Consider the following 12,271-nt stretch of genomic DNA (forward strand, 5'->3'; position numbering starts at 1 on the left):
TGTACTGAGGCCTTAGTCAGGTTTAATAAACCGTAGAATTAAAATAAGTCACAGGTTCACTAGAGCCTAAAATAACAGGCACACGCTGATGCAGCTCATCGGGCTGAATATCTAAAATACGCATACCTTTAGAGGTGGCTATACCGCCTGCGTTTTCAGTAAGCATTGCCAGTGGGTTAGCTTCGTATAGTAAGCGTATTTTACCGTTTTCATTACCTGCGCGCGTATCTTGCGGGTACATAAATACCCCGCCACGGCATAAAATTCGGTGCACATCGCCAACCATGGCTGCATTATAGCGAATTGAGCTTTTAGCAAACTCTTCTGATGTATACAGTAATTTATCAAAGTAAACTTGTGTTGCTTCATCCCAGTATCGGTAATTTGCCATATTAACCGAGAACTCACGGCTTTTACTCGGTACTGCAAGCTCTGGTTTTGTAAGCAAAAAGCCACCGTGGGTTAAATCGTGTGTATAACAGCGGGTTGGCCCGCCTGTGCTCATTACTAGTAACGACGATGGCCCATACAGCACGTAGCCTGCACAAACCTGATTAGTACCGGGTTGATTAAATTGCTCATCACTATCGTAAGGCACATCTGCTTTTGCAGGGTAAATGGTAAAAATAGTGCCTATTTGCCCGTTAACATCAATGTTCGATGACCCATCAAGCGGATCAAAAGCCACAATATATTTGCCATCAGGGTGGGCGCCTACTGCATTATCTTCTTCTTCAGATGCCACTGTTTTTACAAGATCATCATCAATTAAGGTATCTTTTAACAGCTGATTGGCAATGACATCTAATTTTTTTTGCACTTCGCCCTGGATGTTTTCGTTAAGGGTAGAGCCTAAAACACCCGCAAGCTCACCTTGGCTTACTCTAAACGCTATTTCTTTTGTGGTTGCTAATAGCGTGCGAATTAACATGATAAGGTCGGTTTCAACCCCATCTTGCTTTAATACTTTATTCAGTCTTTTCATGCGCTATACCTGTTCACACAATTAAGGTCGTCAAAACATTGGATCAGGCGAGCCACCATATGCTGCTCCGACTGACGTAACCACACACGTGGATCATAGTATTTTTTATTGGGTTTATCTTCGCCATCAGGGTTACCAATTTGGCCTTGCAAGTAGCCTTGTTTTTCTTGGTAGTAGTTTAATACCCCGTTCCAACTCGCCCATTGGGTGTCGGTATCAATGTTCATTTTTACCACCCCGTAGGTTAGCGACTCAGCAATTTTACTGTGCTCAGAGCCACTCCCACCGTGAAATACAAAATTAATAGCGTTATGCTCTAAATTAAATTTTTCAGCTACATAGGCTTGCGAGTCGCGTAATATGGTAGGAGTTAATACCACATTGCCAGGCTTGTATACGCCGTGGACGTTACCAAACGAAGCAGCAATGATAAAATTAGGGCTTATTTTACTAAGTCGCTCATAGGCGTAGGCTACATCTTCTGGTTGAGTGTAAAGCGCAGAGCTGTCGAGGTGCGAGTTATCAACCCCGTCTTCTTCTCCGCCGGTACACCCGAGCTCTATTTCAAGTGTCATGCCTATTTTTGCCATGCGCGCTAAATAACGCTCACAAATTTCTATATTTTCTTCCAGTGGCTCTTCTGACAGGTCTATCATGTGCGATGAAAAAAGCGGCTTGCCTGTTTGTGCAAAATACTTTTCGCCTTCATCTAATAAACCATCAATCCAGGGCAGTAGTTTTTTTGCTGCGTGATCTGTGTGCAGCATGACAGCAACGCCATAGTGCTTCGCCACGTTATGCACATACTGTGCAGCACTTATTGCCCCAACAACGGCAGATTGCTGGCCCTCTAGTGCTAAACCTTTACCACAAAAAAACTGCGCTCCCCCATTAGATAGTTGAATAATGACCGGCGACTTCATTTTTTTTGCGGCCTCTAAGGTGGCGTTAATTGACGATGTGCTCACCACGTTTACAGCAGGCAATGCATACTGATGCGTTCGTGCGTGTTTATACACCTCGCTTACTTCATCGCCAACAACAACGCCTTGTGCAATGGTTGGGGCTAAATAATTCATTTTTTGCTCCTTGCTATTTTAAAGCCTCGATACAAGAGTCTGTAATGGCTTGCCAATTACCCTGCGTTACCCATTCTTTTTTAGCAACCCAGGTACCGCCTACTGCAAATACATTGTTTAACGACAAGTAATCCATTTTATTTTTTTCGCTTACGCCGCCGGTCGGGCAAAAGCTCACTGCACGAAATACAGATGAGACAGCAGAGACAAACGGCGCACCACCAGCAAGTGAAGCTGGAAAGAGTTTTTGCTCTTCAAAACCATATTCAAGCGCCATTAATATATCGCCGGTATTTGATACACCTGGCAATACTGGCACGTTACACTTAACCAGCTCACTTAATAGTGTAGGCGATACAGCGGGAGTAACTATAAAATCTGAGCCTGCTTCTAGCGCTTGCTTTAAAATTGTTTCGTTAATAACGGTGCCTGCGCCCACTTTTAGCTGTGGAACCTGTTCTTTAATGGCTTTAAGCGCATCAATTGATGCATCTGTTCTAAGAACAACTTCTACCAAAGTTAGGCCTGCCTCTGCCATTGCTTTAGCAATGTTTACACCTTGCTCTGGCGTGTCTGCTTGAATTATAGGTAGCAGAGTTTGCCCTGCCATTAGTTCAGAAAAGCGAGTCATGCGTTATTTCCCTTATTTTTAAATAATCGTGCTACTTAGTGTTATAAATTGAGTAAATTAGCCAGTTAGAGACCTGATTTAGCCATGGCTTGTTGAAAAACATCTTTTGGTGCAATAGCACCGGGTTGCTGAATAACAGCGCCGGCAGCCTGCGCGCCCAGCTTAACCGCTTCGCTAATTGGGCGCCCATCTAAACGCGCTCCTAAGTACACGCCGTTAAAGGCATCGCCTGCGGAGGTTGTATCGATAACGTTTTTAACCGGCGTAATACTGTGGCTTTGCACTGTATTAGCCTCTTTTGTAATGACCGAATCGGGGCCGTTTTTTACTATAATTTCGTTAATGTTGTACGGAGCCAAATAATCAATTACCGCTTCTACACTTTGCACGTTGTAAAGCGTTTCTAAGTCTTCAACGCCGGGTAACGTAATATCGGCTAAGCTAAATGCACTATGGTATTGCGCTTTAGTTTGCTCAACGTTATCCCAAAGTCGCGCACGGTAATTTGGGTCAAATACTATTTTTACACCCGCGGCTTTAAGTTGCTTCACTATGTCCCAAAACTGCGCTCTTGCTTGCTCTTCTATTACGGCTAAAGAAATACCCGAAAAGAAAAACATATCACCCGATGACAGCTGCTTAACAAGCTCAGGGCTGATAAATTCAACCACCTTTTTGGCTGCGGAATCATCACGCCAATAAATAAAACTGCGCTCGCCTTGCTCGTCCGTTTCTATGTAATACATACCTGGGACTTTACTGCTATGAGCAAATACATAATCTGTATTTAATTGCTCACTTGTAAAACGCTCACGCATTTTTTTACTTAAGTTATCTTCCCCTAAAGCGGTAATAACTGAGGTGGTGATTTGTGGGAAACAACGCTTTAAGTAAACTGCCGAATTGTATACGTCACCTGCAAATGACTGATGCAATGTAGAGGGAACAGTCGCTCTTAACTCAATCATGCACTCGCCAATAAAGTAAATATTTTTCATTATTATCACTTACCTTAGGTAGTAAATGGCTGTGAGAAACACAGCCATTGCCAACAAATTAGTTAGGCTTTTTCAATGGTTCAATTTTTGGAATTAAGATCCATACAGCTGCCATTGCAATAATCGCTAAAGACGCGCCTATCACAAACGCCGGTGTATAATTACCATCCGCTGTTAAAATAGGTACCAATGACGTAAGGCCTACAGCACCTAATTTAGCGGCCATGCCAGAGAAGCCCGACAACGTACCTACCGCTTTTTTACCGAGTAAGTCGCTTGGTAAGGTTTGCACGTTACCAATGGCGGTTTGAAAACCAAATAAAATAACAGCCATAATAAGTACCGCAATTACCGGCTCGCCTGGGTTTGCCATTGCAAGCAGCGCCGGCAACATAATTAAACACCCTAATGTGATGGTCAGCTTACGCGTTTTATCGGTATTCCAGCCAGCTTTAAGGCGGTTTTGGGCAAGTAAGCCACCAAACCAAGCGCCAAACATAGCGCCTACATACGGAACCCAGCCATAAATACCAATCGCTTTAACATCCATGCCATACACTTCGTTTAAGTAAATTGGTATCCAAAAAACAAATAACCACCAAATAGGGTCGATAGCTGCAGAGGCTATAATTACGCCCCAGCTTTGCTTACGAGAGAGTAACTCGCCTGTAGACGGGTTATATTCTTCTTCGTCATCGCTTGTTACATCACCGTTATCATCAACGCGTCTTTGTCCGGTAAGAATGTACTCACGCTCTTCTTCACTTATCCAAGGGTGAGAGCCTGGAGGCGCTTTTACCAATATAATCCAAGGAACTAACCATAAAAAACCTAAGGCACCAACAAATATAAACACCATTTGCCAGCTAAAATACACGGTTAAATAAGCAATAAGCGGGATAGCAATAATGCCACCAATGGCTGCGCCAGAATTAAATATACCTTGCGCTAAAGCACGCTCTTTTGTTGGAAACCACTCGGCATTACCTTTAGCTGCACCGGGCCAGTTACCAGCTTCGGCTACACCTAAAATTGCACGGAAAATACTTAAACTAAGCACCCCTTGTGCAAAAGCATGGGCAACAGTGGCTAATGACCACACACCAATTGAAAGCACAAAACCTAAACGCGTGCCAACCCAGTCAAAAATTTTGCCAAAAATAGCTTGGCCAAATGCATAAGCAAATACGAATACTATAGAAATATTAGCGTAAATTTGTTTACGCTCTAAAGCAGATTCATCAGGGAACATTTCTTCCACAATGTCTGGCCATAAAACGCTAAGCGCTTGACGGTCTATGTAGTTAATAATGGTAGCAAGTGCAATTAGCACTATAACCCACCAGCGTAAGCCTTGAATTTTCATAGGTTATTCCTCAAGAAAGTCTTCGCGAGCTGGGCTAAAGGTATCAATCAGTATACCGCCAGTTGGGCACGTTGCACCGTGATCAGCAAAAGGAGGAATAAAACAGCTATCACCCGCTTTTAAGATTTTAGTTACGCCATCAATGTTAAAGTGAAATTCACCCTCAACCACATACGTTACTTGCGAATGCCTGTGCGCATGGTTATAACCAATAGCCCCTTCTGAGAACCAAATTTTCACGGCCATTAGCTCTTCGTTATAGCCAAGCATTTGGCGTTTTAAGCCATTACCTAAATCTTCAATCTCGGTTTCGTTACCAAATGAAAAGTGTGCACTTTGCTTTTGCATCCTGTTTACTCCTGATTATTCTTCATCGCATAAACGCCAAGGCGGCCATTTAAGGTGAATGCTTTATTTTGATATGTGAATGTGTGTTTAGCTGCTTTATCGGCTTTGTTGATAGCAACCAAATAGGTATTATTTTTTACTTTAACTTCAATTAGGTCTAAGGGCTCTTGCGCGTCATACTTAAGTGACGATACACGGCTAACAGCCTCTAGGGTATATTCTTTACTTGGGTTGTATTCACCGTGAGGCTCAAGTACTGAAATAAATTTATGCTGTTTTTTACCTTCTACACGGCGAATGTAGCCATTTTCGTTACGAAGATTAAAGAGTGGATCGTTTGCCCCTATTTGCGTAAATAAGAAAGACTCATCCCCTTTTACTAGGCTTGTTTGTGTATAAAAACGGCCGTTGTCGTTTAACCACGTTACCTTTGCTAGGCCTTCATCTGGTTGTGCCTGTGCTTTTAACCATAAATGTTGATAACCATTTTTATCACCCAGCGCAGCTAAGCTTTTGGTGTTACCAAGTAACTCAAAGCTGGTATCAATTAATTGGCCTTTGTAATGCAGTGGTAAATCAATTTTATGGGAGGAATCTGCAGTCACATTAAAAATATCAACTGCAAGCGTGCTTTCAAGCATAGGTAAATTAATTAACGCTAACGTGCGTTCAAGCTCAACACCTTTGTAAGCGGTGCTTATTTGCCCACTTGACACCGTTCCGTATTGGTTTGTTTCAAAGAAATTAAGCGTAGGATGATTGTTATTACCCACTTTAACATTTGCATTAAAATGCGAGGTTTCATCAATCACAACCGTATTGTGTGCCACGGTATGTTTTGCGTAAGTTTCGTTTTCTGGTAGGTAACGACCGCCGTATTTAGCCTCAACATTTAAAAAACGTGCAGCGCCATAATCAGATACAATTTCATTGCCATGATCGTAAAACTGCCATGTTAATTTATCAAAATGTCCATGTCCTAACCCCTGTGCAGCAGGTTTAAATAAAAGTGCTTGGTCGCCGCCAGTTTGCGTACGCATTACTACCAACGCCCCTTGCTCGCCATCGTTACCATCGCCAAACGCTACCGATTTAAATACATAAGGAGTTTGCTTATTTTTATCCAGCGCTTGAGCCACTTTTAGGCCATCGCCAGAGAGTATTATTTGATTTTGCTTTTTAGCTATATCTAAGTAACCAGTATCGTGTGTTAAACCATAAGCGGCTGTTACACCGTGTACCAGCTCTATTGTGTCTATACCTTTACTTTTAATTGCATCATTTATCGGGAAAAACAAACCGTTATAGCTTAGCTGAATAGTGGTATCAATCGCTTTAAGTAATATGCCATCGCGATATTCAAAAATGTCTCGCTGCGGTTCGTTGTTTTCAATTGCTTTAGCAAAGGTAACAAACGGAAGTAGTGCAAAGCGTTGATAATAAGGACCTTCGTTGTAATAGCCCTGTGGCGAAAACAGCATGTCTAGCTGCTTAATAAAGCCACCCTCGCCCGATTTATCTAAATCGTAAAGAGACTTTTCGACCCACTCAGATTCATCTAACACATACCCTGCCATGCCTACACCGGCTGTAGCCCACGTACCATGGTTATGTACCTTGTTAAAGGTTGATGGCTGGCCTTGTGATAAAAATAACGATACTGGACGCAGTAAGTCATTTTCAATGGTTTTAATATTAGCGGCACTTAACGCATCATGCACTAAATCGTATGCTTGAATGGTATAAACAAGCCACATGGCCTCATTAAGGCTTTGCCAAAATAGTTTACCTGGGTTTTGCGACTTAACTTTGCGCTTAGGGTGTACATCAAGTGTTGGGTATAATTTGGCATACTCAAGCAACATATCACGTACGTAATGAGCGTATTTATCATCTTGGCTTAGCTGATAAATAACACCGGCGTTATACATAAGCTGATAATTTTTTTTGTGACGTTCGTGGGTATACCCTCCCCCACCGTCTTTTGGTACAGGCACTGTTATAGGGCTTTTAATTTGCTCATCTACTTGTGCTTTAAGCGCTGCAAATGCGTTGGCAAACTTGCCCTGTTCATTGTTGCTAATTGCTTGGCGCATTTGCTGTACATCATCATTGGTTATTACCAAATTTGGATGCGCTGCGTAGGCGTTTATCGATAAAACTAAGGCACTTACAGTAACACCCAGCGTTTTAAATAATGACTTATTTTGAGTTAAATTCATCATTGTTAGTTCACCTTATTTAAAACGTTGTTATTTTTAATTGTTGCCGTGTGCGGGCCTACTACACGTAACTCTTTTACGCTTGGCGCTTGAGTTGCATCGAAGGTGTTATCTGTAATGGCTGTTATTGGCTCACCAACCGTGTGCTCAATTTTAATCGGTGCCGATTTTTCAAATACGTTGCTTGCAATATTTGTTACTTGTACACCGTGCGCATACACACTCGCTTGCGCCTTGTTGCGCTTACCTAAACCTACTTTAGTTAGGGTGTTATTGGTCATTAATAAATGCGGACCAAAGGTGCTTTCATCACTCCCCCCTCGGTATAACTTAACGACACCACCGGCTACCTCATTAAAGGTATTGTTTTTAAGTGTTACATACTCTGCGTTATAAATACCTAAGTCTTCTATTTCGGTATTGAGACGTAAAATATCGCCAGTTACATTTTTAAAGGTATTATTTACTAACGTGATTTCATCTGCCATCGCCCCTTTACCCGTTACAAAAAAGTGAAATGAGTGATTAATATCAAGATTAGTTAATTGTGAGTTGTGTATTTCAAAGCGATAGTTATCAACCATGCCCCACTTTTTAGTACGTACCACACTATTATTAATGGCATCAGGTGCGTTTTCACCCGAGATAACTAAACCATCTATCTTTAAGCTACCGCCATCATGAATTTCGAATAAGGTGGAGCGTTGGTAGGTCAGCTTAGCTTTGCCAGTATGTTTAGCCTTAAGGGTAAGCACTTTTGTTATTTTAACGAGTTTAGATACATCGTATTGACCATCTGCAAGCTCTAATACATCACCCGTTTGGGCTGCATTGATTGCGTTAAGTAAGGCATCTGCAGTTGCTTTAACCTGGTGAGTTTTACCCGTATCAAATGCCACAACTTGCTCTGTTTTTGGATACCAGCTAACGCCGGTATCGGCCTTTTTTAGCACCTTTAAACCGCGTTTAGCACCTGCACTAATTTTGCTTGATTCAGGATACAGTAAACCGTTACTAGCTCTGGTTAGTGTTACATTTTGCTGTTTAACACCGTAATTTAACGCTTTTAATACCTGGGTATTAGCTACATTTTCACTAAATTTAATACCGCTTACATCATCAAAGGTTGTAAAAGGCTGCTCGCCATTTTGATTAATAATAAGGTTATTTTTCATTACGCTATTAATTGGTGCAGCGCTACGCTCGCTATCGCTACCTGCGCCAAGTTGTATATGACGCACATTTACATAGGTATTGTTTTCAATTGTCGCGTTTTCTACCTGATGGTAGCGATTTATTGGTGAGTTAGGTACGCCGTTCATAACCGTAAAACCACTCCCAAAACGGTAGCCTGTTAAACCTTCTAAGTAGTTATTTTTTACTGTTTGGTTTTTATTAATTATGCGAATGCCACCTGTGTGATCTACACCGTTACCAAAAAAAACGTTCTCTTCTATAATATTGCCATTACCATGGCGCAACGTTAGTGTGCCACGAGATTCAAAAAACACATTATTGCGGATTTGGTTTTTCCCTGATTTAACAGAGATTATTTCTACTTCGCCGTTAGTACGTTCAAAGTAGTTGTTTTCAACTACGGTAAATGAATCACTTAATGAATAGTGGCTAGTACCAATGCGAAGTGTTTCACCGCCGTTAGATCCAAAAGTAGGACGATAGCCAAAGAAGTTATGATCAATTTGATGGTGGTTTTGTTGGCTTTGCTCACTATTAAGCCTTACTGCAACCGTAACGCCTTTGTTACGTTTACCTACTAAGTGGCTGTGATCAAAACGATTGTGTTTACCATATAGAGCCACCCAATAGTCTGATTCTCGTTTATCGGGGTTATTGTAGTTATCGATAACAACTTGTGTTACGCGGGAGTGAGTAGCAAGCTCATCTTTATTTTTACGAAATTCTATAACGGCTGAGCTAGGCGTATAACCATTTTTAAATACAAGTCCTGACACTTCTAAATACGAACCCGCCAGTCTTAAATTAGATTGCCCTGATAAAATAACGTTACCCTTGGTTTGCGCTGTAAGCTTTATTGGGGCGTTTTTGGTTCCTTGGCCTTGTAATAAAATTTCGAAATTAGACCACGTACCGTCTTTGAGAGTTACTTTATCGCCGGCAACGAGTTTGTCAGAGATTTCTTGAAAAGCTTGTTTAGTGTCTACAAAATAATCTTTGGCTGCCAATTGTGTGGATGTGCACCCAATAAGAACTAGGCTAAGCTTTATTATATTAATTAAACGCATAGATAACTCTTTTTCAGTGTGACCGGAAGTAATGCCTTATCAATAGTAATGCTGCACTCATTGCACAAAGCAGGTTAAATCTAGCCAATTGATGTTGTGTGTGTTTTGGTGCTTTAACTACGTTAAAGCACCCAATGTTGTCGGTATTACTTTTCTAGAGTTTTAAAGTAATCAAAAATTTCTGGTACGTTGCCTTGCCCCATACCTGCATCAAATGCCGCTTGTAAGTTAGCAGATGACCCTTCAGCAATTTTTGATTCAGTCCCAAGGTCTGAAACCATTTGTAGGAAGTAGCCTAAATCTTTGTTTGCATTGGCAATTGAAAATCCAAGGTCGCTTACGTTGTCTACCGCGTAGTTTTTACAAAATTGCATAAATGGAGAGCTAGAAGGCCCTGTCGACATAATGTCAAATAGTTGCTGGCGGTCTACACCGGCTTTGTCTGCTACAGCAAACGCTTGTGACATAGCACATACTGTGGTCATACCCATAAAGTTATTGATTAACTTAGTTGTATGCCCTGCGCCTAGCTCACCTAGGTGAAATACGTTTTCGCCTTGATCTTCAAGTACAGGTTTAACTTTATTGAAGGTGTCAATATCGCCCGCTGCCATAATATTTAATAGGCCGTCTTTAGCATGGGCTGGAGTACGCCCTAGTGGTGCGTCAATCATGCCTGCGCCTTTAGCGGCTAGATCAGCACCAATTTTTTTAGTAGACGAAGGAATTGATGTACCAAAATCAATTAATACCGCGCCTTCTTTAATACCCGCTAAAATGCCATCTTCTGCGTAGACAATTTTTTCAACAACTGCTGATGTTGTTAAACAAAACATAATTATGTCTGCACCTTGTGCAAGCTCTTTTGCAGTGCTTGCTGTTTTTGCGCCTCTGCTAACGCATGCAGCAACCGCATCTTTGTTTAAATCCATAACAATAAGCTCATAGCCTTTGTTCTGTAAGTTTTCGGCCATATTGCCGCCCATTAAGCCAAGGCCGATAAAACCTATTACTGGTTTAGACATGAATAACTCCTAAATATGATGGCGCGTGCTTTTATGAGTACGAGTAATGATTTACCCCATAAATAGGTACGCTGTGTCGTTTAATTCAATTTGCTAAAGTAACCCTGAGCATGTTCGTTTGAATAGGTAACCCGCCGCGTTATTACCATTTGAGCGAATAAAAACAGAGTGATTACACGCTGTATATTATTGACCGGTTACGTATTTATTTCGTTATGCTTAGCATTGCTTTGATTATTTATTAATACCTTGGAGAAGCTAAAACCAAGCAACTTACCAATTGGTATGTAAAAACTGTATTACCATACACCAATCTTGTCAACCAATAAGTTAACTTTGTAAACCAAGGTAATTTCCAATTTATTTCAAATCAACAAAATAACAATAATAAACAATTAGTTATAGGTAGTATGGAAATCAAACTAATTCCACGCACTTTTCCCTTCTTTGGTTAGAGCTTAATAAAAAATAGGTTGACCAATAAGTGCAACAACTTTATAAACTCGTATAAATAGCATGGCTATAATTACATTTTGTACTAACCCATTGTTGGTAATACCACTAATTTAGTGTGCTAATATTATGGCCATGCGTGGTTGTAAATGCCGAGCCTTGTCCACATTTAGCTTAAATTGCCCGAACTCAGGTTAAGAAGTTTACTTACGTATTAAATCGTACTGATATTTTAATTTATTTCACAAGCCGAGGTTTTCAGTGAAGACAAAGCCACTTGCGCGGCAATAGCTGGGCTTATTGCAAGTAAATTTGACGCAATGAGTGCGCAAATAGCTGGTTAATATAAACTTATTATTCAAAGTTGAGGTAAAATAAGCCTCTAGGTATATGGCAGGCTCTGGCCTTTGCAATGCGGTTATGAATACTCCATAAAGACGCTATGTTCCACACCTATTTAAATTTAAACTCACAGAGGTAACCTAAATGCGTTTATTACACACAATGTTGCGTGTAGCCGACTTAGAAAAGTCACTTTCTTTTTATACACAGATTTTAGGAATGAAAGAATTACGCTGTTCTGACAACGAAGAGTATCGTTATACATTAGCTTTTGTAGGGTATGGTGAAGAGGATAGTAATACTGTATTAGAGCTTACTTATAATTGGGATGAAAATAGCTACGATCTTGGTAATGCGTATGGCCATATAGCTATTGAATTTGACGATATATACAAGGCATGTGACGACATAAAGGCCGCTGGTGGAAACGTCAGTCGAGAGCCGGGGCCAGTAAAAGGCGGCACAACAGAAATTGCTTTTGTGAAAGACCCTGATGGCTATTCAATTGAGCTTATTCAGAAAAAGAAGAACAAAGCTCACTAGGCAATAAAATTTATC

10 protein-coding genes are annotated in these 12,271 nt (G+C 41.0%); 1 reads left to right on the plus strand and 9 read right to left on the minus strand.

Annotation, left to right across the window (positions count from 1 at the left end; translation table 11 throughout):
- Nucleotides 1–22 precede the first annotated feature (22 nt).
- From EJ103_RS10645 to EJ103_RS10685, 9 genes are all read right to left on the minus strand, one after another.
- The gene (locus tag EJ103_RS10645; protein ID WP_029772406.1) at nucleotides 23–985 is read right to left on the minus strand and encodes a class 1 fructose-bisphosphatase; all 963 of its coding nucleotides are present in this window, start codon (nucleotides 983–985) and stop codon (nucleotides 23–25) included.
- Complete coding sequence (fbaA, locus tag EJ103_RS10650) at nucleotides 982–2,064, minus strand: class II fructose-bisphosphate aldolase (protein ID WP_126007602.1); 1,083 nt, start codon at nucleotides 2,062–2,064, stop codon at nucleotides 982–984. The genes EJ103_RS10645 and fbaA overlap by 4 nt, the downstream gene beginning before the upstream one ends.
- Nucleotides 2,065–2,077: 13 nt before the next feature.
- Nucleotides 2,078–2,695 (minus strand): bifunctional 4-hydroxy-2-oxoglutarate aldolase/2-dehydro-3-deoxy-phosphogluconate aldolase, encoded by a 618-nt coding sequence (eda, locus tag EJ103_RS10655; RefSeq protein WP_024034155.1) that lies wholly within the window; start codon nucleotides 2,693–2,695, stop codon nucleotides 2,078–2,080.
- A 65-nt stretch (nucleotides 2,696–2,760) separates the two neighbouring features.
- Nucleotides 2,761–3,693: a sugar kinase gene (locus EJ103_RS10660; protein WP_126007604.1), complete on the minus strand. Its 933-nt coding sequence runs from the start codon at nucleotides 3,691–3,693 to the stop codon at nucleotides 2,761–2,763.
- Between the two features lie 58 nt (nucleotides 3,694–3,751).
- Nucleotides 3,752–5,059, minus strand: coding sequence for an MFS transporter (locus tag EJ103_RS10665; protein ID WP_126007606.1), 1,308 nt, complete (start codon nucleotides 5,057–5,059; stop codon nucleotides 3,752–3,754).
- A gap of 3 nt (nucleotides 5,060–5,062) precedes the next feature.
- Complete coding sequence (locus tag EJ103_RS10670) at nucleotides 5,063–5,407, minus strand: cupin domain-containing protein (RefSeq protein ID WP_004589273.1); 345 nt, start codon at nucleotides 5,405–5,407, stop codon at nucleotides 5,063–5,065.
- Between the two features lie 5 nt (nucleotides 5,408–5,412).
- Nucleotides 5,413–7,629 carry a heparinase II/III family protein gene (locus EJ103_RS10675; protein WP_126008765.1) on the minus strand — a complete coding sequence of 739 codons (2,217 nt, stop codon included), beginning with the start codon at nucleotides 7,627–7,629 and terminating at the stop codon, nucleotides 5,413–5,415.
- 5 nt (nucleotides 7,630–7,634) lie between these two features.
- Nucleotides 7,635–9,893, minus strand: a complete 2,259-nt coding sequence (locus EJ103_RS10680; RefSeq protein WP_126007608.1) for a chondroitinase-B domain-containing protein — start codon at nucleotides 9,891–9,893, stop codon at nucleotides 7,635–7,637.
- Nucleotides 9,894–10,039: 146 nt separating this feature from the next.
- Nucleotides 10,040–10,918 carry an NAD(P)-dependent oxidoreductase gene (locus tag EJ103_RS10685; RefSeq protein ID WP_024034160.1) on the minus strand — a complete coding sequence of 293 codons (879 nt, stop codon included), beginning with the start codon at nucleotides 10,916–10,918 and terminating at the stop codon, nucleotides 10,040–10,042.
- Nucleotides 10,919–11,857: 939 nt separating this feature from the next.
- Between EJ103_RS10685 and gloA the strand changes: the two genes are divergently transcribed.
- A complete protein-coding gene (gloA, locus tag EJ103_RS10690) occupies nucleotides 11,858–12,256 on the plus strand; it encodes a lactoylglutathione lyase (RefSeq protein WP_126007610.1) in 399 nt (132 codons plus the stop codon).
- Nucleotides 12,257–12,271 lie beyond the last annotated feature (15 nt).

The organism is Pseudoalteromonas sp. Xi13 (genome assembly GCF_003952205.1).
Classification (GTDB): domain Bacteria; phylum Pseudomonadota; class Gammaproteobacteria; order Enterobacterales; family Alteromonadaceae; genus Pseudoalteromonas; species Pseudoalteromonas atlantica.